Genomic DNA, 19,929 nt, shown 5'->3' with positions numbered 1-19,929 from the left:
CAGGAGACCATGACCATGACCCGCGTCTTCCTCATCGCCGCCGCCCTGCTGGCCGCCGCTCCCGCCCTCGCCCAGACCCCGCCCGAGCCGGCCCCCGCCCAGGCCCCCGCCTCCCGGTTCGAACGCGACCGCCAGGCCATCCTCGCCCAGGCCGGCCAGTGGCGGGTCCGCTTCGACATGCGCGAGACCGTCAGCTTCCGCCCGGACTACGAACCGCTGGAGGAGAAGCTGTCCGCCGGGGACGAGATCGTTCGCGTCGTCCACGACGACGGAACCCGGATCAGCCTGCAGCACATCCTCGTCATGGGCGACGACGAGGGCAATTTCCACGTCATCAAACACTGGCGCCAGGACTGGGTCTATGAGCCCGAAACCGTCCTGACCTACGCCGGCCCCAACCGCTGGACCCTGACGGCCGTGCCCGAAGGCGAGCGGCGGGGCGCCTGGTCCCAGACCGTCTGGCAGACCGACGACAGCCCCCGCTACGGCGGCGTCGGCCGCTGGAGCGACGATCACGGCATGACGCAATGGACCAGCGGCCCGACCTGGCGCCCCCTCGCCCGCCGCGACGCCATCCGCGACACCCCCTACGATCGCTATCTCGGCTCCAACCGCCACGCCCTGACGCCGGCCGGCTGGGTCCATATCCAGGACAATATGAAGATGGGGCCCGCGCAAGACGACGACGGCGTGCCGACCGCCATCGTCCAGGAGGATGTGATCAACACCTACCGCAAGGTCGACAACTACGACCCCGCCCCCGGCGACGCCTACTGGGCCGCGACGAAGGACTACTGGGCCGCCGTGCGCGCCGCCTGGGACCAGGCCGTCGCGGCCTCGGGCGGACTGTATCTCGAGGAGGAAGCCAACCGCGGCGCCGTCACCGGCAAGCCGCTGATGGACTGGGCCGTCGACGTGCAGGAGGGCCGACTGACCACCGGGGCCGCCGCCGATCTGGCCCGCGCCCTGATCGCCCACGCCACGGCGGCGCCGGCGGAATAGTCGTTCTTCTTCCCCGCAGGAGAAGGACGCCTCAGGCCGCCGCGACCGCCTCGATCTCGACCAGCCAGGCCTCGTCGAAGATGCCCGTGACGATCACGGTCAGGGCCGTCTGACGCCCGCCCAGACGGCGGATGCGGACCTCGCGGTTCTCCAGCGCATGCCGGCGGTCCGACAGGAAGGTCGTGACCTTGACCAGGTTGTCCAGCGTCATGCCGGCGGCCTTCAGCTGGGTCTCGACATTGTCCCAGACCTGTTCGCACTGGCCGGTGAAGTCCGGCGCCAGCGAGCCGTCCGGCGCCACCGGAATCTGGCCGGACAGATAGAGCCAGCGGGTCGCCCCGCTGACCTCGGCGGCCTGGGCGTATTCGCCCTCCGCCGGCGGCGAGCCGTCGCCGGTCAGGGGGCGGATGACGGCGCTCACTGGCGTGCGGCGTCCGAACGCGCGCGCACCGCGGCGAACTCGGACGTCGGCTTCCAGCCGGGCCAGTCGTCGCTGTTCGCGAGGTCCAGACCGAGGCGATACAGCAGGGTCAGGTTCTCGACCGCCGAGGTCAGGTCCCAGTCCGCCGACCATTCGTCGGCCGGCTGGTGATAAAGGGCCTCGAAAAAGGCCGTATAGGCCGGCTGGCCCACGGCGACCCCGCCCTCGTCCAGATCCACGCCGTGCCAGGGCATCAGGGCCGGCACGCCCGCGCGGGCGAACGGGAAGTGATCCGAGCGGTAGTAGTAGCCCTGCTCCGGCTCGCGGTCGTCGGTGACCACGCGCCCTTCGGCCGCCGCCAGAACCTCCAGACGGTCCTCAAGGTCGTTCTGCCCCTTGCCGAAGATGGCCACGTCTCGCGTCGGACCGGACAGGGGCAGCATGTCGATGTTGATGTCGGCGACCGTGGTCTCCAGCGGCCAGACCGGATCGGCGGCATAGCCGTAGGCGCCCATCAGCCCCATCTCCTCGGCCGCCATATGGGCGAAGACGATGGAGCGTTTCGGCCGCGGCGCGGCGCTGATCTGGCGCGCCATTTCCAGTACGCCGATGGTGCCCGAGGCGTTGTCCCAGGCCCCGTTCCAGATCCTGTCGTCGCCCGGGGCGTTCGGGTGCTGGGCCTCGCCGCCGACGTGGTCCCAGTGGGCCGAATAGATGATCGTCTCGTCCGGATGCCCGGTCCCGGGAATGCGGGCCAGCAGGTTGTGGGTGACCAGGGTGTCGATGGTCTCCGCCGCCTCCACCGACAGGCGGACGCCCGGCAGTTCGACCGCCCTGAACGTTCCGCCGGCGATGTCCGGCAGCCGGCCGATATCGAGGCCGGCCGCCGCCGCCCAGGCCGCGGCCAGGTCGTGGTTGATCGCGCCCGAGAACTCCAGGTCCGCCGCGCCCGGCGTCAGGGTGCGGGTTCGCGTCGCGCCGCGCGCCGCCCCGGCCCACACGGACGAGGCCGCGCCGCCCGGCACGAGGGTGAGAACGCCCGCCGCGCCGCGCCGGAAGGCCTCGTCGGCCTTGTAGGCGCTGGATTCATAGGCGGTGGCGTAATCGCCGTTGAAGCGTTCGCCGTCGGGTTCGCCGGCCACGACGATCACGACCTTGCCGCGCACGTCGAGGTCGCCGTAGTCGTCCCAGTTCCGCTCCGGGGCGTGGATGCCATGACCGACGAAGACGACGCCCGCCTCGCGGATCGAGGCGCGGCCGTCATTGGTCGCCGCCCGCACCGTGATGTCGGTTCCGACCGTCAGGGGATGAACCGCGCCGTCCGGTCCGGTCCAGCCGGCGGTCGCGCCCGGTACCGGCGTGTAGCGTTTCAGCTCGACCGGCTGCAGCCATTGCCCATCCGGCCCGCCGGGCTCCAGTCCCATGGCCTCGTATTGCGCCTGCAGCCAGGCCAGCACCATCCGCTCGCCCTCGGTCCCGGGATAGCGGCCCTGGTATTCGTCGGCGCTGATGGTTCGGATGTTCTCGCTGATCCGCGCGGCGGAAAAGTCCTGCGCGGCGGCGCCGGTGGCGAACAGCAGCGCAGCGGCGGCGACGCCCCCCATCACCTTGCGAAACATCGAGAACTCCATCCCCGGATTGAGGGCCGTACTCTAGGACGGCCCCGCGGGACCGCCCGTTAAGTTTTGGTCATGGAACTAGCGCCGCTGGTTCGCGCTCGCCGCCCGCGCCGGTCCGAACTCCGACCCCGGCATCCATTCCGGCCAGTCGCGGCTGTCGGCCAGATCGCGGCCGATGGCGTAGATCAGTTCCAGATCCTCGACCTGGCCCCGCAGGTCCCAGTCCGGCGACCATTCGTCGTCGGCCTGGTGATAGCGGCGCGCGCCGTATTCGGACCGGGCGGCCTCGCGGGCGGCCACCGGCTCGTCGCGGAAGGCGCCGCCGCCGTCGACATAGGCCATCGGCACGCCGCGCTTGGCGAGCGGGAAATGGTCCGAGCGGAAATAGCTGCCCGAGGCCGGATTGCCGTCCGGCTTCGCCACGCGGCCCTGGCGCGTCGCCTCGGCGGTGACGCGGGCGTCCAGGTTGGACTGGCCCGAGCCGATGATGTCGACGTCGGCCACCCGGCCGTAGACGTTCATGGCGTCGATGTTGAAGCCCGCCACGGTCGTGGCCAGCGGGTAGACCGGGTTGGCGGCGTAGAATTCCGAGCCCAGCAGGCCGCTCTCCTCCGCCGTGAAGCTGATCATGACGATCGACCGCTCGGGGCGCGGCCCGGCGGCCCATAGGCGCGCCAGCTCCAGCAGGCCGGCGGTGCCGGTGGCGTTGTCGACGGCGCCGTTGAAGATGGCGTCGCCGTTGGCGTCAGGCTCGCCGACGCCGATGTGGTCCCAGTGGGCGGTGTACAGGATGGTCTCGTCCGGATGGGTCGTGCCCGGCAGGCGGGCGAGGACGTTGCGGGTGGTGACCTGGCTGGTGGCGACGTCGAACGCTCCGCTGAAGGTCGCGCCGGTCAGCTCGACCGGGCGGAACTCGCGGCTGCGGGCGCTGGCCTTCAGGGTTTCGAAATCCAGGCCTGCGCGGCGGAACAGGTCGACCGCCACGTCGCGCTGGACCCAGGCCTCCATCGGCACGCGTTCGGCGGCGGCGTTGGCGCGGACGATGTCGAACTGCGGTCCCGACCAGCTGTTCTGGACCGTGGCCCAGCCGTAGGAGGCCGGGGCCGTCTCATGCACGATGATCACGCCGGCCGCCCCCTGGCGCGCCGCCTCCTCGTATTTGTAGGTCCAGCGGCCATAATAGGTCATGGCCCGGCCGTTGAAGGTGTCCAGCGCCGGCTCCTCGAAGTCGGCGTCGTTGACCAGCACGACGATGACCTTGCCGCGCACGTCGACGTCCTTGAAGTCGTCCCAGTTCCGCTCCGGCGCCTTGATGCCGTAGCCGACGAAGACCAGCGGCTTGTCCGCCAGCGCGACCTCGCTGCCCGGCAGGCGGGTCGAGATGGTGATCTGCTGGCCCTGGGCCAGGGGGATGGCCTCGCCGCCGACCTCGAACCGGGCCCGCACATTGGAGGCGGTGAAGCGGTTCAGGGCCACGTCCTGGGTCCACGACCCGTTGGCGCCGCCGGGCTGGAAGCCCGCCGCCGCATACTGTTCGCTCAGATAGCGGACGGTCATGTCCTCGGCCGGGGTGGCGATGCCGCGCCCTTGGAAGCTGTCGTCGGCCAGCACCCGCACATGTTCGGACAGCCGGGCCGTGTCGAAGGTCGCGGCGGGGCCGGAGCCGGCCTCCCCGCCGGTGCTGGCGCAGGCCGAAATCAGGGTGCCGGCGGCGAGCACGGCGGCGGTCGGGAACAGACGCATGGACGGAAACACCCTCAGCCGGAAACGAGGCCGGGACGTTAGGGCGCCGCCTTGAGGCTGTCGATGCGCGGCGCGATCAGCGCCCGGCTTCAGGGCGCCGGATCGACCGCCTGGCCCGCCGGCCAGTCGGTGTCGCCGATCCGGGTCAGCCGCATCTCGATCATCTGCCGCGGCGGCTGGCCGTCGGCCACCCAGGTGCCGATCTCATGCCAGGTCCCGTCGCGGACGATCGCCACATATTCGATCTTCGCGTTCGGGCCGGCCGGCGTCTCCCAGCGGAAGCCGTCGTCGGTCACCTCGAACGGATAGTCGCCCGAATAGCCCTGGGCCCAGGAGCGGAAGCCGTACCTGTTCGCCCGCGCGTCCCATGAGACGACGGCCATGGCGTTGAACTGGGTCGAGCCGTCGGCGGCGTAGCCCCGGCCCTCGATGACCTTGATCGAACCGCCCAACATCGAGCCGACCCGTTCGGTCTGGGTCAGGGTCATGGTTCCGGCGGGCCCATGGATGGTCGCCTCCCCCCGCCATTCGCCGTCGAGCATGTCCAGCCGGTCGATGGCCGCGCGCTGGGCCTCCGAGCCGTTGGGCGACGCGGGCGCCTGGGCCTGGACCGTCGCGGGGACGGCCAGCAGGACGGCGGCGAACGTCAGTCGGACAAGCGACTTCATCGGTGATCCTCCCTGTTGCTTTGCAATGTAAAGTACTTTTACAGCCGCTGCAAGCGCGCATGAAAAACCCGCCGACGCTGCGGCGCCGGCGGGTCTGACGTTCAGGTTTTCGAGGCGGCCCTAGTGGGCCACGCCCTTCCAGATGCGGCGATAGCTGACATAGGTCACGCCGGCGAAGATGAGCAGGAAGATCAGCACGCCAACCCCGGTCTGCTTGCGCTGGACCTGCTTCGGATCGGAAGCCCAGGCGATATAGGCGGCGACGTCCTTGGCCATCTGGTCGGCCGAGGCGACGGTGCCGTCGTCATAGGTCACCTGGCCGTCGGCCAGCGGGGCCGGCATGGCGATGAAGCCGCCCGGCGGCACATGGGCGCCTTCGGGCATGAACGGCGTCAGGTCGCCGGCCATATAGGCGTTGTAATACTGGCCCGGCCGGATCTGCAGCCCGGTCGGGACCGCCTCGTAGCCGGTCAGCAGGGAATAGATGTAGTTGGCGCCGCCGTGACGCGCCTTGGCCATCACCGACAGGTCCGGCGGGGCCGCCCCGCCATTGGCCGCCATGGCGGCCGTGGCGTTCGGATAGGGGCTGGGGAAGCGGTCGGCGGGCGTGCCCTCGCGCATCACCGGCTCGCCGGTCTCGGTGTCGATGTCGGCGATCTGGGCTTCCTTGGCCAGGGCCTTGACGTAGGGGTTCTCAGCCGGGCTCGGCGCGAAGTGACGGTCCGCAGAGTAGAACGGTCCGCCGGGCTCGGCGAGCGTGCGGAAATACATCAGCTCCATGCTGTGGCACGAGGCGCAGACCTCGCGATAGACCTTGTAGCCACGCTGCAGCTGGTTCCGGTCGAAGCTCCCGAAGGGACCCTCGAAGCTGAAGCCGCCGTCACGCAGGGCATGGGCGCCGCCCTCGGCCATCGCCGGCTGGGCCGCGAATGTCAGGCCGGCGGCGGCGGCGATAAGGACCAGGGTCTTCTTCATGGCGCGGATATTCGTCTGGAGGGTCATGGTCCCGCTCAGCCCTTCTTCTCGGCCGAGGCCGGAGCCGCCGCCGTCATGGCGTCGCCGCCCGACAGGACCGGCTCGGAGATCGTCGCCGGGATCGGCTGCGGCGTCTCGCGCAGGCCCACCAGGGGCAGGATGATCAGGAAGAAGGCGAAATAATAGGCCGTGGCGAGCCGGGTCAGCCATAGATAGCTGTTCAGGTCGCCGTCGATCAGGACGAAGGTCTTGAAGGTCCCGATCACCGGCGCATCCGGCAGCTGCGCCCCGCACCAGCCGAGGATCAGGCCGACCAGGACGAAGATGAGGAAGAAGGCCCGCATGGTCGGGCGGTAGCGCATCGAGCGCACCTTGGACGTGTCCAGCCACGGCAGGATGAACAGCACGCCGATCGCGCCGAACATGGCCAGCACGCCGCCGAACTTGTCCGGAACGGCCCGCAGGATGGCGTAGAAGGGCAGCATGTACCACTCGGGCACGATGTGCGCCGGCGTCGCCAGCGGATTGGCCGGAATGTAGTTGTCGGCGTGGCCCAGGGCGTTCGGCATGAAGAAGACGAACACCGCGAACAGGATCAGGAACAGGATGATGGCGAAGCCGTCCTTGACCGTGAAATACGGATGGAACGGCACCGTGTCCTTCTTCTCGCGGTCCTTGGGGATCAGGATGCCGACCGGGTTGTTCTGGCCGGCGGTGTGCAGGGCCCACAGGTGCAGCACCACGCAGCCGGCGATCACGAACGGCAGCAGATAGTGCAGCGAGAAGAAGCGGTTCAGGGTGGCGTTGTCGATCGCCGGGCCGCCGCGCAGCCAGATCAGGATCGGCTCGCCGACGACCGGGATGGCCCCGATCAGATTGGTGATCACCTCGGCGCCCCAGTAGGACATCTGGCCCCACGGCAGGACGTAGCCGAGGAAGGCGGTGGCGATCATCAGGAAGAAGATCAGGCAGCCGACGATCCAGATCATCTCGCGCGGCGCCTTGTACGAGCCGTAGTACAGCCCGCGCAGCATGTGCAGATAGACCGCGACGAAGAACATCGAGGCCCCGTTGGCGTGGGTGTAGCGGATGACGTCGCCGCCGTTGACGTCGCGCATGATGCGCTCGACCGAGGCGAAGGCCATCTCGGTGTTCGGCACATAGTGCATGGCCAGGATCACGCCGGTGGCGATCTGCACCACCAGGCAAAGGGCCAGGATGCCGCCGAAGGTCCACCAGTAGTTGAGGTTCTTCGGGGTCGGCAGCGACATGTAGTCGGCGCCGAAACGGACGATCGGCAGCCGGGTGTCGAGCCATTTCTCGACGCCGGTCTTGGGGAGGTAGGTGGATTCGTGATCGCTCATCGGTCTCGCCCTCAGCCGATCTTGATGCGGGTGTCGGAGAGGTAGGCGTACTCCGGCACGACGAGGTTCTTGGGCGCCGGACCCTTACGGATGCGCCCGGAGGTGTCGTAGTGCGAGCCGTGGCAGGGGCAGAACCAGCCGCCGAAGTCGCCCGAGCCGAAGGTCGGGATGCAGCCCAGGTGGGTGCAGTTGCCCAGCACGACCAGATACTGCTGATGGCCCGCCTTGATGCGGTCGCCGTCGGACTGCGGATCCTTCAGCGCCGACAGCGGCGTCGCCACGGCCTCCTGGATTTCGCGCGGGGTGCGATAGCGCACGAACACCGGCTTGCCCTGCCATTTGATGACGATCTGCTGGCCTTCCTGGACCTTGCTCATGTCGAACTCGATCGACGCCAGCGCCAGGGTGTCGGCGGCCGGGTTCATCGAATTGATCAACGGCCAGGCCATCATGCCCGCCGCCCCCACGGCGGCCGCCCCGGCCGCGATGTGGATGAAGTCCCGACGGGTGGCGTCGCCGCCCTCACCGTTCTCAGTCACGACCGATTCGGCCACGTCCTACTCCTCGTACGCCGCATTCCGGACCCGTCGGGACCCGGTGGCTTGCGGCATGGATGCTTTAGCGCCTTCCCGCGAGACTCGCCCGGCCCGGCTTTGCGGCCCATCGCCGCAAGTCGCGCTGTCCACTTGAGAAACAGTCGCAATTCGAGCCGCGACAAGCCTCCGGGCCGCGCGTATGAGGGCCTTAGAATGCGTCTCGCCCTTTTTCAACCGGCCATTCCCCAGAACGTCGGCGCCTGCATCCGATTGAGCGCCTGTTTCGGCGTGGAACTGCACATTATCGAGCCCGCCGGCTTCCGTTTCGACGACCGGGCGATGAAGCGCGCCGCGCTGGACTACAGCCCCCTGGGCCATATGACGCGGCACGCCGGCTGGGACGATTTCCAGCGCGATCGCGGTTCCGGACGGCTGGTGCTGTTCACGACGAAGGGCGCGACGCCGCTCGGCGAATTCGTCTTCCGGCCCGACGACGTCCTGCTGTTCGGCAGCGAACCCTCGGGCGCCCCGGACTTCGTGCATGAGGCCGCCGACGCGCGGGTGGTGATTCCCATCCAGCCCGGGGCGCGCTCGCTGAACCTGTCAGTGAGTGCAGGGATCGCGGTCTACGAAGCTCAGCGCCAAACGTCCCTTCTCCCCTTGCGGGAGAAGGTGGCAGGCGAAGCCTGACGGATGAGGGGTCGCGCCGGCAGAGGGTGTTATCGGCCGCGCGCCGCGACCGTCTGCATGACCCCTCATCCGACCTCGCTACGCTCGGCCAACTTCTCCCGCAGGGGGAAAAGGATCAGAATTTACTCCGGCGCCCCCGCCTCCGGCAGCCGGGCCAGACCCGGCCGCTCCCCGCGCTTGCTCTCCGCCACGGCCTCCACCGCCCGCATGACCCGCAGCACATTCTCGCCCGCCAGCTTGCGGATGTCCGCCTCGGTCCAGCCGTTGGCCATCAGGGCGGCCAGCAGGCGCGGATAGGCGTCCACCCCTTCCAGCCCGACCGGCAGGGAATCCACCCCGTCGAAATCCCCGCCCAGGCCGACGTGATCGATCCCGGCCGTGTCGCGGACGTGCTGGATGTGGGCGACGACGTCGGCGATGGTGGCCACGGGCTCCGGATGCGCCGCCGTCCAGGCCGCCAGCCCGGCCGTGACCGCCGCCGGGTCGCCGGGGTTCAGCGACTTCAGCCGCGCGTCCTCGGCCGAGCGGGCGCTGTTCCAGGTCCGCACCGTCTCGGAGACGAAGCCCGGCACGAAGGTGACCATCACCACCCCGCCGTCCTGCGGCATCTGGCGCAGCACGCTGTCCGGCACATTGCGCGGATGGGCCGTCACGGCCCGCGCCGACGAGTGGGAGAAGATCACCGGCGCGTCCGAGACCCGCATGGCGTCCAGCATGGTCTCCTCCGAGACATGGCTCAGATCGACCATCATCCCCAGCCGGTTCATCTCGCGGACCACATCCTCGCCGAACGGCGACAGCCCGCCCCATTTCGGCGCGTCGGTGGCGCTGTCGGCCCAGGTGGTCGTCTTCGAGTGGGTCAGGGTGATGTAACGGGCGCCGGAGTCGAAGAACTCGCGCAGCAGGCCCAGGGAATCGTCGATCGAATAGCCGCCCTCCATGCCGATCAGGCTAGCGATCCGACCCCGGCGATGGCTACGCTCGACGTCGGCGGCGGTGGTCGCGATCTCGAAGACCTCGGGGTGCGCCGCGACGATCCGCTTGACCGTGTCGATCTGTTCGAAGGTCGCGACCGCCGCGTCGGGCGGGGCCATGGCGGCGGGCACATAGACCGACCAGAACTGGCCGCCGACCCCGCCGACGCGCAGCCGCGGAATGTCGGTGTGCAGTTCGGTCGAGGCGTCGAGGTTGGCGGTCAGGTCGACCGCATGCGGATCGTTGCCGTGGTTCTGGCGCAGGGCCCAGGGCAGGTCGTTGTGGCCGTCGATCAGCGGCGTCCGCTCCAGGATCCGCCGCGCCCGCGCCTCGCCCGCCGCGTCCGGGCTCTGGGCCAGGACGGGACCCGCCGTCAGGACGGCGGCGACGGTGCTCAGAAGGACGGTGCGGATCATGGCGGGCTCCCGGAAACGACGACGGCGGGACAGTGGCAGACGCGGCGATGATGGCAAGGTCGCCCCTCCTCCCGTCCTTCTCCCTCGAGGGGAGAAGGAAGCCGTGACGCTGCCCCCTTTCAACATAGTCGCATTGAGGAAAAAATATCCCGTCCGATCAAGCCCTTCCTCTTTTGAAGCGGTTTTCTCATAACACCCCCTCCCCCCGGCCTTATCCTTTTCCCATCCCGTCGAAGGGGAGGGCGTCGGATCCACGTTCTCGATGACGGCGGGCTGTGGTCGAGCGATGAAGCCCGGACGATGGAGAGTCCGGGGGTCCTTGCGGACGTCGAGGGATGGCGTCCGCCTGCTCGCCGCGCGCCGCTGGATGCGGACCGCCGACGCCTGATGGCGTCGTGTCCGCCCCGCGTCGCAGGCAGCAATGTCTGCGGCGGATGATCCGGCAAGGCCCGAATGTCAGGGCCGCCAGCCGGAGAGCGCGTGGAAAACGACCGCGCGGGGCAGGTCTGCTTCGTCGAAACGGTAAAAACATTCAAGCACCGGGCGAGGCCCGGCCGCCCCGCGCCCTCCCCGCACCGCTTCTCCCGAAGCGGCGATCACCCATGCTTCACCGCCGACGGCGGAAGGCCTAGAGGAACCCCATGACCCCCATCGCCGCCCCCTCGCTGGATCAACGGAAGGCCGAGGCCCGCGCCTGGTTCGAGACCCTGCGCGACCGCATCCACGCCGGCTTCGAGGCGCTCGAGGACCAGGCCCCCGCCGACCTCTTCCCCGGCGAGCCGGGTCGGTTCGTGCGCACCCCCTGGGAGCGCCCCGAGGGCGGCGGCGGCGTCATGGGCATGATGCACGGTCGCCTGTTCGAGAAGGTCGGCGTCCACGTCTCGACCGTGCACGGGACCTTCCCGGCCGACTATGCGAAGTCGGTGCCCGGCGCCGCCGGGGACCCCCGCTTCTTCGCCACCGGCATCAGCCTGATCGCCCATCCGGTCAGCCCGCGGGTGCCGGCGGTGCATATGAACACCCGCTTCATCGCCACCACGCAGAGCTGGTTCGGCGGCGGCGCCGACCTGACGCCCGTGCTCGACGTCGACCGCCGCCCCGACGCCCCCGACACCGTCGCCTTCCATGCCGCCATGAAGGCCGCCTGCGACGCCCACGATCCGGCGTGGCACGCGAAATTCAAGGCGTGGTGCGACGAGTATTTCTGGCTGCCCCACCGCAACGAGCCGCGCGGCACGGGCGGGATCTTCTACGACCACCACGACAGCGGCGACCGGGCCCGCGACTTCGCCTTCACCCGCGACGTCGGCGAGGCCTTCCTCGACGTCTATTCCCGGATCGTGCGCGGCCGCATGGGCGAGCCGTGGACGGCGGAGGAGCGCGAGGAACAACTGGTCCGCCGCGGCCGCTACGTCGAGTTCAACCTGCTCTACGACCGCGGCACCATGTTCGGCCTGAAGACCGGCGGCAATGTCGACTCCATCCTCAGCTCGATGCCGCCCGTGGTGAAGTGGCCCTAGGCCTTGCGTTTCAGGAATTTCAGACCGGACCAGTCGGCGCTGACGGCGCAGACCTTCACATCGACCCAGCCCGTCGGGAGCAGGACGTCGCGCAGGCCGTCCTCGGTCAGGTCGCGAAACAGGGGCGAGGTCTTCTTGGGCCACGACACCCACAGCATGCCCCCCGGCTTCACCGCCGCCAGGGCCGCGTCGGCGCCGCGCTCCAGATCGGCGCGGTCGCGGACGAACAGGTGGACGACATCGGCCTGGGCGGCGCCCGGATCGACCACCGCGCCGATCGGCAGCGGCTCGATCCAGTCGGCATGGGCTTCGGGCGCCGCGATCGGCTTGAGCACCTGAAAGTCCTTCAAACCCAGCTTCTGGATCAACGGCTTGCCGCAATAGCCCACGGGATCAGGCATGGCGGATGTTCCTCACGCGGACAGGAAATCGCGGATCCAGCGGCCCACCATCGCCCGGTCATCCGGCCCTTTCAGGCTGTCGACCGCCCGATCCACCAACGCCGGATCGATCCGGTCATGCCGCCCCGCCGTGAGCGCGGTCGCGAATGCCGGCGTGAACTCCGGGTGGGCCTGGAAACTGATCGCGTCGTCGCCCCACGCCAGGCCCGCGAACGGGGTGAAGTCGCTGCGCAGCAGGACGCGGGCGTCCACCGGCTTCTCGACCACCTGGTCCTGATGCGAGGCGGGAATGGCGATCTTCGCCGCGGCCGGCGTCATCCACGGCTCGTCAGAGACGACGTCGAACCGGTGCAGGCCGACGCCCCAGCCGCGCTCCGACTTCTCGACCCGCCCGCCCAGCGCCTCGGCCATGGCCTGGTGTCCGAAGCAGATCCCCACCAGCCTGGTCCGGCCCTTCGCCGCCCGGATCCAGTCCAGCAGTTCGCCGATCCAGGCGTCGGTCTCATAGACCCCCGCCGCCGAGCCGGTCAGGATCGCCGCGTCGAACGACTCCGGATCCGGCCATTCCCCCGCCTGCACGTCGAAGGTCTCGAACGCGAACCCCCCGCCCAGCAGGTCGCGGAACATGGCCGGATAGTCGCCGTGCACGGCGGCCAGCGCCGGCGGCGGCGCGCCGGTCTCCAGGATGGCGATGCGGGTCATTCAGGGCTCCTCGACCCGACCGATATGGGCGATGGCGCAAGACGGGGAAAGGGCGATCCGCTATGGGGCCGCCATGACCGCCTCCGACCCCGTCGTCCTGATCAACGTCTACCGCTGCGAGCCCGAACGGCTGGATGCGCTGATGGAGCGTCTGGCCGTCATGGTCCGCGCCCAGCGCGAGGCCGAAGGCTTCATCTCGGCCACCCTGCATCGCGGCCTGAACGGCAAGGTGGCGGCGGTGCACGCGGTCTGGCGCTCGAGCGAGGACTGGAAGGCCATGGCGCGCAGCCCGGCCGTCAATGCGGCGATGGAGCCGATCATGGCCATCGCCACCTTCGAGCCCCACCTCTACGAGGCCGGCGAGGTCTTCGACTGAGGTCAGCCGGTGAACCAGACCTCGGCCCGGGCCCCGTCCCCGCCCAGCGTCTTCGCCACCCAGCCGCAGACCTCGTTGGCCGCCGCCTCGGCGCCCGGCGGGGGGTTCAGCACCACCACCGCGCAGCCGTTCATCCGCATCGGGTCGGTCAGGGGCCGCAGCCGCGCCTCGGCGACCAGCGCCCGCTTGACCCCCGCCTGGTCCAGACGGCGCAGGAAGCCGTCGAAGGTTTCCAGGTCTTTCAGCGGCGTCCAGACGGCGACCGTCGCCCTCGGGTCCGCGCGGACGATGGCGGCGGCGGTGTCCGCGGCGCGGTGGTAGTCGTCCGGCTGTTCGAACGGCGGATCGATCAGGACGAAGGCCCCGGTCGCCTCGGCCGCCCAGGTCCGCGCCTGGTCGTAGCCGTCGCCGCCCTGGGCCATGGCCTGCGGAAAGGCCTCCAGCGCCTCGGTCAGCAGGCCCAGCACCGGCGGATGCAGTTCGAATCCGACATAGCGGTCGTCCTCGCCCAGCCGTCCGGCGATCAGCAGGGGCGACCCCGGATAGAAGATCACGCCGCCGTCGGGATTGAGCCGTCCCACCTCGGCCGCCAGCGCCTCGATCAGCGGCGGCCGGTCGGCGGCGGCCATCAGCCGGGCGATCCCGGCCTCGGCCTCCTTCGACCGCGCGGCGTCGCCGGTCAGGTCGTAGAGACCGGCCCCCGCATGGGTGTCGATGACGCTGACCGGCCCGTGCGCCTGCCGCCGCTCCAGCAACCAGAGCAGCAGGGCGTGCTTGACGATGTCCGCGAAATTGCCGGCGTGGAAGCTGTGGCGATAGTTCATGGCGGCTTCCGTCGTCCGCCCCGCCGTCGCGGTCAAGGGCCGACGGGAACCGTCCCCGCCCGCCCGTCGTTCGGCGACGCGCTCCGGAGTTGAAATGATCGACCACCCCGTCCTGTCCGACGAACAGCGCACGCCGCCCCCGGCCGTGGCCGAGGCCGCGCGCACGGGCCTGCGGCTCCGGCGGGAACACGGCCGGGGCGGAACCGAAGTCGGCGTGCGCCGCGCCGAACAACTGATGGCGCGGACGCCCCTCAGCGACCGGGACATCAAGTCGATATACAGCTATTTCGCCCGCCATGCGGTGGACCGGCGGGCCCGTCGCTGGGCCGACCCCGACAAGCCCTCGACCGGCTACATCGCCTGGATGCTGTGGGGCGGCGACGAAAGTCGGGACTGGATCGGCGTTCTGCGCCGGACCCTGCGCGAGGTCGGGGTGTGACCGCCGCCGACGCCACGCCCGAAATCCCGCGCGGCCTGACGTACTGCGGCGACGACCGTCCCGGCATCCGGCGGACCGTCTCTGGCAAGGGCTTCAGCTACCATGACGCCGGCGGGGCGCTGATCCGGGACGAGCCCACCCTCGCCCGCCTCCGCGCCCTGGCCATCCCCCCGGCCTGGACCGATGTCTGGATCTGCCCCCGCGCCTCCGGCCACATCCAGGCCACCGGGCGCGACGCGAAGGGCCGCAAACAGTACCGCTACCACGACGACTGGAGCCGCCATTCCTCCGAGGCCAAGTTCGACCGCCTGCCGGCCTTCGCCGCCGCCCTGCCGAAACTGAGGCGGCGGGTCGAGACCGATCTGAACCGGCGGGGCGTATCCCGGGACAAGGTGCTGGCCACCGCCGTGCGGCTGCTGGAGATCACCCTGATCCGGGTCGGCAACGCCCAGTACGCCAAACAGAACCGCTCCTATGGCCTGACCACCCTGAACAAGCGTCATCTGGACCTGGACGGCGCGGCCCTCACCTTCGCCTTCACGGGCAAGAGCGGGATCGAGCACGAGGTCAGGGTGCGCGACCGGCGGCTGGCGACGGTGGTCCGCTCCTTGCGCGAGCTGCCGGGCCAGCAGCTGTTCAAATACCGGGACGCCGACGGCGCCCTGTGCGCGATCACCTCGGATGATGTGAACGCCTATATCCGCGCGGCCATGGGCGACGGCTTCTCGGCCAAGGATTTCCGCACCTGGGCCGGGACGGTGTCGGCCGCGCGGGCCCTGCGGGAGACGGAGCCGCCGGGCTCGCCCACCGAAGCGAAGCGGCGCATCACCGTCTGCGTCAAGGCCGTCGCCGGACTGCTGGGCAATACGCCGACCGTGTGCCGGGCGGCTTACATCCATCCGGCGGTCTTCGATCTCTACGAGAGCGGCCGCCTCGCCGAAACCCTCCCGGGACCCGAAACCGCGAACTTCGAACGCGCCCTGGCCAGGGCCCTGACCGGTTGACGGCATGGCCCGGGATCGGCCCCCGCGCCCGGATTGCGCCCCTGACCTGAATCGGATGTAACTTGATCCCCGGGGAGAACGGCGGTTTACGACCGCCCTTTGTCGGAGGGACACATGATGTCGGTATCAAACAATTTTCTGCGTCTCGGCGTGCTGTCGGCCCTGGTCGGGATGACGCTGGGCGTCTGGATGGGCGCCAACCAGGACTTCGTCCTGCGGCCGGTGCACGCCCACATCAACCTGCTGGGCTTCGCCTCGATGATGCTATTCGGCCTGTTCTATCGATCCTTCCCGGCGGCGGCCCGGGGCTGGCTGCCGATGGCCCATTTCGCCCTTTCGGTGCTCGGCTTCCTCATCCTGATGCCGTCCCTGGCCCTGATGCTGCTGCAGCGGCCGCTGTTCCTGCCGGCGATGATCGCTTCGGAAATCATGCTGGTGCTGTCGATGCTGCTGTTCGTCGTCATCGTCTTCATGGCGACGATGAAGAAGGACGCGGCGGCGGTCGCCTGACCCTCAGGCAGTCGTCCAGTAGCCGCGGCTGCGGGCGCTGACCGGCGCCCGCGTCGCCTCGACCCGCGACAGGATCGCGGCCTTGAAGGCGTCCGCCTCGGCGTCGCCGACCAGCAGCCGCAGCGACCGGATGATCCGCGTGATGCGCAGATGGTTGTGGTCGTTTGGCATCAGCCAGTCGTGGGTCGCGCGATAGAAGGCGTCCATCCGGTCCGTCGCGGCGGCGAGGGCGATCCGGGCCATGCCCGAGTCCCGGATCGCCTCGACCTCGGCGTCGATCAGAACCGGCGCGTCCGGCACGGCGCGCGACGGCTCACGTAGGGGGAACAGCCACTGGATGTAGTCATGGGTCCGCTCCAGCGCGTCATTGTCCATGGCCAGGACCTCGAACAGCGTGCGGCCGCGCCCGTCCCGACCCTCGCCCTCCAGAAAGGCCGTGATAGCGCCGGGCGCTGACATGGGCTCCGGCCTAGGCCGCCTTGTCCCAGTTGAGCACCACCTTGCCGGACTGGCCCGAGCGCATGGCTTCGAAGCCCTCCTCGAAACGTTCGTAGCCCATCTGGTGGGTGATCAGCGGGGTCAGGTCGAGACCGGCCTTGAGCAGGCCCAGCATCTTGCGCCAGGTGGTGAACATCTCGCGACCGTAGACGCCCTTGATGGTCAGGGCCTTGAGGATGATGGCGCCCCAGTCGGTCTCCATCGGCTTCGACGGAATCCCCAGCAGCGCCAGGCCGCCGCCCATGATCAGGGTGTCGACGCATTGTCTGAAGGCGATCGGAGAGCCGGACATCTCCAACGCCACGTCGAAGCCGACCTTGAGGCCCAGCTCGTGCATGACGTCCTTCAGGTCCTCCTTCGTCGTGTTCACGGTGCGCACGCCCGGCGCCACCTTCCGCGCCAGCTCGAGGCGGAAATCGTTGATGTCGGTCAGAACCACGGTCCGGGCCCCGGCGTGACGGGCGACGGCGGCGGCCATCATACCGATCGGGCCGGCGCCCGTGACCAGCACGTCCTCGCCCAGGAGGTCGAACTGCTGCGCCGTATGCACGGCGTTGCCGAACGGATCCAGGATCGAGCCGATCTCATAGGGCACGTCGTCGGGCAGCTCGATGACGTTGAAGGCGGGGGCGACCACGAACTCGGCGAAAGCTCCCTGACGGTTGACGCCGATGCCGCGGGTATGGGGGTCGAGATGGAAATGACCGGCACGGGCCGCTTCCGAGTTCAGGTCAATCACGTGACCTTCGGCCGAGACGCGCTGGCCGATCTTGAGGCGGCGATCGACGTCCTTGCCGATGGCGACGATCTCGCCCGAGAATTCGTGGCCGGTGATCATCGGCACGGGCACGTTCTTCTGGGACCACTCGTCCCAGTTCCAGATATGGATGTCTGTGCCGCAGACCGCCGTCCGGTGCACCCGGATCAGCACATCCTCGTCGCCCGCCACGGGAATGGGGGCGTCGATCATTTCGAGGCCGACGCCGGGCTTCGTCTTGGCCAGGGCCTTCATGGTGTCCGCCATCAGATAACTCCCAATTCCCTGCCGGCCGTCGTGAACGCCGCGACCGTTTGATCAATCTGTTCGAAGGTGTGCGCCGCCGACATCTGGGTGCGGATGCGGGCCTGGCCGCGCGGCACCACCGGGAAGCTGAAGCCGATGACATAGACGCCGAGCTCCAGCGCCCGGGCGGCGAAATCCTGGGCCAGCTTCGCGTCGTTCAGCATGACCGGGATGATAGGATGCTCGCCCGGCAGCAAGGTGAAGCCGGCCTCGCTCATGGCAGCGCGATAGCGGACCGCGTTGGCGAACAGCTGTTTGCGCAGGGCGTCGCCCTCGGCGCCGCCGGCGATGCGGATCGCCTCCATGCTGGAGCCGCAGACGGCGGGCGCCAGGGCGTTGGAGAACAGATAGGGCCGCGCCCGCTGCTTGAGCAGGGCCACGACTTCGGCGGTGGCGCAGATGAAGCCGCCCATGGCCCCGCCCAGCGCCTTGCCGAAGGTGCCGGTCAGAAAGTCGATCTCGACCCCGTGGTGAGCATAGGAGCCGCGGCCCTCGGGACCGAGGAAGCCGGTGGCGTGGCAGTCGTCGACCATGATCAGGGCGCTGTATTTGTCGGCCAGCGCCCGGATGTCCTTCAGCTTCGCGATATAGCCGTCCATCGAGAAGGCGCCGTCAGTGGCGATGACGATCTCGTGCGCGCCGTCGGCCCGGGCCTGTTTCAGCTGGGTCTCGAGGTCGTCCATGTCCGAGTTGGCGAAGCGGTAGCGCCTGGCCTTGCACAGCCGCACGCCGTCGATGATCGAGGCGTGGTTCAGACTGTCGGAAACGATGGCGTCCTCGGCTCCGAACAGCGGCTCGAAGAGGCCGCCGTTGGCGTCGAAGGCGGCCGCGAACAGGATCGTGTCCTCGAAGCCGAGATAGTCGGCGACGGCGCGCTCCAGCTCCTTGTGGATCTCCAGGGTGCCGCAGATGAAGCGGACCGAGGCCGTGCCGGCGCCCCATTGCTCCTGCGCCCGGATGCCGGCCTGGGTCACCCGCTCGTCGCCGGCGAGGCCGAGATAGTTGTTTGCGCAGAAATTGAGGACATCCCGGCCGCCGACCCGGATCACCGGACCCTGTCGGGAAGCGATGATTCGCTCGGGCTTGGTCAGGCCCTGGCCGTCGATGTCGGCGAGTTCCGCGCGCACGCGGTCATGGAAACTGGCTGTCATGCGCGCTCCGCTACGCCGTTTCCGTCCGGGTTTGAACCCCCGCCTCTTCGTCTCAGGCGGCGCGAGCCGGTTCCGCGACCGGACGGAAGGGACTGACCTGGATGCGGCCGCCGCACGGAGTGAAGGTCTGGTCGAGGGAAACCGGCGAGGTGTCCCCGGGCGCTGTCATGCGAATACGTGCGGCGGACGGACAGGCGCGCTCGCCCTGGCCCTCGTGCGGGACGACGTTCCAGGCGATGTCGAAGAAGGCCTTGGCCTGGGGCGCCAGTTCGACCGGCGTCGGGGCCTGCCCCTGACGGAAGTAGCTGCCCAGTGTCTGGTCCGATCGGATGGTCGTCAGATTGCGGCCCTGCCGATCCTGAAGCACCACCGTCGGATAACCGGTCAGGCTGCAGGCCTGGGCGCCCACGTTCTGGACGCCGAGGATGGCGATGCGATTGCCCGCTCCGGCGTCACCGCCATCGGCGGACAGTTTCAACTGCGGGCCCTTGCAGGGCGCGGACGCCGGCAGGACGCCGCCGGGCGCCGGCTGCGGGCCCGGAACCGGACCAGGCGCGATCGGTCCGGACGATGGACGGCTGCACCGTTCCAGCACCGCCACGCCGACGTCCTCGTTGGGACCGAGGCGGCTGAGCGTGGCGCTTTCCGAACCGTCGCGGGTCGCGGTCCACCACTCCAGCCCCGACCCGGCGTAGCGGGCGCCGGAGGCTGACTGGACCGTGCGCAATGTATAGGCCTGGGCCTTGTAGGTCAGTTGGGCGGTGGCCGTGTCGGGATAGGCGACGGTGATCGACTGGCCGCTCTCGCAGGCGTAGCTGACCGGCGGCGCGGCGGACGCGGCGGGCGCGGGCGATGGCGTCACGGGCGCGGGCGGGTCCCCGGCCTCCGGCGTGCAACCGGCGGCGGCGATCAGGGCCAGGCTGGAGACGATCGTACAGACTGTGCGAAGGCGGCGCATGGTTATCCCCGTGAAGTTCGGACAGTTAACGCCAGCCAACGGCAAAGGCTCCGCTTGCGCAAGGCGGGGTCGCG

The 19,929-nt window shown here is 69.5% G+C and carries 22 protein-coding genes; 7 read left to right on the top strand and 15 right to left on the bottom strand.

The annotated features are described in order from the left end of the window. The first annotated feature begins 9 nt into the window (after positions 1–9). A complete protein-coding gene (locus Q8Q71_RS14195; RefSeq protein ID WP_305760252.1) occupies positions 10–1,002 on the top strand; it encodes a DUF6607 family protein in 993 nt (330 codons plus the stop codon). 31 nt (positions 1,003–1,033) lie between these two features. On the opposite strand, the gene Q8Q71_RS14190 is transcribed toward Q8Q71_RS14195, so the two are convergent. The 7 genes from Q8Q71_RS14190 to petA form a co-directional block, all read right to left on the bottom strand. Further along, positions 1,034–1,423, bottom strand: coding sequence for a RidA family protein (locus Q8Q71_RS14190; RefSeq protein ID WP_305760251.1), 390 nt, complete (start codon positions 1,421–1,423; stop codon positions 1,034–1,036). Further along, positions 1,420–3,042 carry a M28 family peptidase gene (locus Q8Q71_RS14185; RefSeq protein ID WP_305760250.1) on the bottom strand — a complete coding sequence of 541 codons (1,623 nt, stop codon included), beginning with the start codon at positions 3,040–3,042 and terminating at the stop codon, positions 1,420–1,422. The genes Q8Q71_RS14190 and Q8Q71_RS14185 overlap by 4 nt, the downstream gene beginning before the upstream one ends. Before the next feature lie 78 nt (positions 3,043–3,120). Then, positions 3,121–4,785 (bottom strand): M28 family metallopeptidase, encoded by a 1,665-nt coding sequence (locus Q8Q71_RS14180; protein ID WP_305760249.1) that lies wholly within the window; start codon positions 4,783–4,785, stop codon positions 3,121–3,123. 89 nt (positions 4,786–4,874) lie between these two features. After that, a complete protein-coding gene (locus Q8Q71_RS14175) occupies positions 4,875–5,453 on the bottom strand; it encodes a DUF1579 domain-containing protein (RefSeq protein WP_305760248.1) in 579 nt (192 codons plus the stop codon). Between the two features lie 120 nt (positions 5,454–5,573). Next, positions 5,574–6,455 carry a cytochrome c1 gene (locus Q8Q71_RS14170; protein ID WP_371315967.1) on the bottom strand — a complete coding sequence of 294 codons (882 nt, stop codon included), beginning with the start codon at positions 6,453–6,455 and terminating at the stop codon, positions 5,574–5,576. Positions 6,456–6,463: 8 nt separating this feature from the next. Next, positions 6,464–7,792: a cytochrome b N-terminal domain-containing protein gene (locus tag Q8Q71_RS14165; RefSeq protein ID WP_305760247.1), complete on the bottom strand. Its 1,329-nt coding sequence runs from the start codon at positions 7,790–7,792 to the stop codon at positions 6,464–6,466. An 11-nt stretch (positions 7,793–7,803) separates the two neighbouring features. After that, complete coding sequence (gene petA / locus Q8Q71_RS14160; protein ID WP_305760246.1) at positions 7,804–8,346, bottom strand: ubiquinol-cytochrome c reductase iron-sulfur subunit; 543 nt, start codon at positions 8,344–8,346, stop codon at positions 7,804–7,806. Between the two features lie 195 nt (positions 8,347–8,541). On the opposite strand from petA, the gene Q8Q71_RS14155 reads away from it, so the two are divergent. Further along, on the top strand, positions 8,542–9,018 hold the full coding sequence (locus tag Q8Q71_RS14155; protein WP_305760245.1) for a tRNA (cytidine(34)-2'-O)-methyltransferase: 477 nt from the start codon (positions 8,542–8,544) through the stop codon (positions 9,016–9,018). 122 nt (positions 9,019–9,140) lie between these two features. Here Q8Q71_RS14155 and Q8Q71_RS14150 read toward each other — a convergent pair whose 3' ends face one another. Then, positions 9,141–10,409, bottom strand: a complete 1,269-nt coding sequence (locus tag Q8Q71_RS14150; protein WP_305760244.1) for a dipeptidase — start codon at positions 10,407–10,409, stop codon at positions 9,141–9,143. A gap of 641 nt (positions 10,410–11,050) precedes the next feature. Here Q8Q71_RS14150 and hemF point away from each other — a divergent pair. Beyond that, positions 11,051–11,929 carry an oxygen-dependent coproporphyrinogen oxidase gene (gene hemF / locus Q8Q71_RS14145; RefSeq protein WP_305760243.1) on the top strand — a complete coding sequence of 293 codons (879 nt, stop codon included), beginning with the start codon at positions 11,051–11,053 and terminating at the stop codon, positions 11,927–11,929. Here the strand turns inward: hemF and Q8Q71_RS14140 are convergent. Continuing rightward, a complete protein-coding gene (locus Q8Q71_RS14140) occupies positions 11,926–12,330 on the bottom strand; it encodes a DUF3052 domain-containing protein (protein ID WP_305760242.1) in 405 nt (134 codons plus the stop codon). The genes hemF and Q8Q71_RS14140 overlap by 4 nt on opposite strands. Positions 12,331–12,342: 12 nt before the next feature. Further along, positions 12,343–13,032 carry a type 1 glutamine amidotransferase gene (locus Q8Q71_RS14135; protein WP_305760241.1) on the bottom strand — a complete coding sequence of 230 codons (690 nt, stop codon included), beginning with the start codon at positions 13,030–13,032 and terminating at the stop codon, positions 12,343–12,345. 73 nt (positions 13,033–13,105) lie between these two features. Here Q8Q71_RS14135 and Q8Q71_RS14130 point away from each other — a divergent pair, with 73 nt between their 5' ends. After that, the gene (locus Q8Q71_RS14130; protein WP_305760240.1) at positions 13,106–13,408 is read left to right on the top strand and encodes an antibiotic biosynthesis monooxygenase; all 303 of its coding nucleotides are present in this window, start codon (positions 13,106–13,108) and stop codon (positions 13,406–13,408) included. Positions 13,409–13,410: 2 nt separating this feature from the next. On the opposite strand, the gene rlmJ is transcribed toward Q8Q71_RS14130, so the two are convergent. Then, on the bottom strand, positions 13,411–14,232 hold the full coding sequence (gene rlmJ, locus Q8Q71_RS14125) for a 23S rRNA (adenine(2030)-N(6))-methyltransferase RlmJ (RefSeq protein ID WP_305760239.1): 822 nt from the start codon (positions 14,230–14,232) through the stop codon (positions 13,411–13,413). A gap of 94 nt (positions 14,233–14,326) precedes the next feature. Between rlmJ and Q8Q71_RS14120 the strand changes: the two genes are divergently transcribed. The 3 genes from Q8Q71_RS14120 (at position 14,327) to Q8Q71_RS14110 (ending at position 16,185) form a co-directional block, all read left to right on the top strand. After that, positions 14,327–14,671, top strand: coding sequence for a hypothetical protein (locus Q8Q71_RS14120; RefSeq protein WP_305760238.1), 345 nt, complete (start codon positions 14,327–14,329; stop codon positions 14,669–14,671). After that, a complete protein-coding gene (locus Q8Q71_RS14115; protein WP_305760237.1) occupies positions 14,668–15,675 on the top strand; it encodes a DNA topoisomerase IB in 1,008 nt (335 codons plus the stop codon). Before Q8Q71_RS14120 ends, Q8Q71_RS14115 begins: the two co-directional genes overlap by 4 nt. 114 nt (positions 15,676–15,789) lie before the next feature. Continuing rightward, positions 15,790–16,185, top strand: coding sequence for a hypothetical protein (locus Q8Q71_RS14110; protein WP_305760236.1), 396 nt, complete (start codon positions 15,790–15,792; stop codon positions 16,183–16,185). 3 nt (positions 16,186–16,188) lie between these two features. Here Q8Q71_RS14110 and Q8Q71_RS14105 read toward each other — a convergent pair whose 3' ends face one another. Genes Q8Q71_RS14105 through Q8Q71_RS14090 form a run of 4 tightly spaced genes read right to left on the bottom strand, consistent with a single transcriptional unit; the run spans position 16,189 to position 19,855 of the window. Beyond that, positions 16,189–16,644 (bottom strand): opioid growth factor receptor-related protein, encoded by a 456-nt coding sequence (locus tag Q8Q71_RS14105; RefSeq protein WP_305760235.1) that lies wholly within the window; start codon positions 16,642–16,644, stop codon positions 16,189–16,191. 10 nt (positions 16,645–16,654) lie between these two features. After that, a complete protein-coding gene (tdh, locus tag Q8Q71_RS14100) occupies positions 16,655–17,695 on the bottom strand; it encodes an L-threonine 3-dehydrogenase (protein WP_371315968.1) in 1,041 nt (346 codons plus the stop codon). Between the two features lie 11 nt (positions 17,696–17,706). Then, positions 17,707–18,897 carry a glycine C-acetyltransferase gene (locus tag Q8Q71_RS14095; RefSeq protein WP_305760233.1) on the bottom strand — a complete coding sequence of 397 codons (1,191 nt, stop codon included), beginning with the start codon at positions 18,895–18,897 and terminating at the stop codon, positions 17,707–17,709. A gap of 52 nt (positions 18,898–18,949) precedes the next feature. Continuing rightward, on the bottom strand, positions 18,950–19,855 hold the full coding sequence (locus Q8Q71_RS14090) for a DUF4232 domain-containing protein (RefSeq protein ID WP_305760232.1): 906 nt from the start codon (positions 19,853–19,855) through the stop codon (positions 18,950–18,952). Positions 19,856–19,929: the final 74 nt, after the last annotated feature.

This window comes from Brevundimonas sp. (assembly GCF_030704825.1).
GTDB lineage: Bacteria > Pseudomonadota > Alphaproteobacteria > Caulobacterales > Caulobacteraceae > Brevundimonas.
This window is presented reverse-complemented; position numbering and strand designations above follow the sequence as displayed.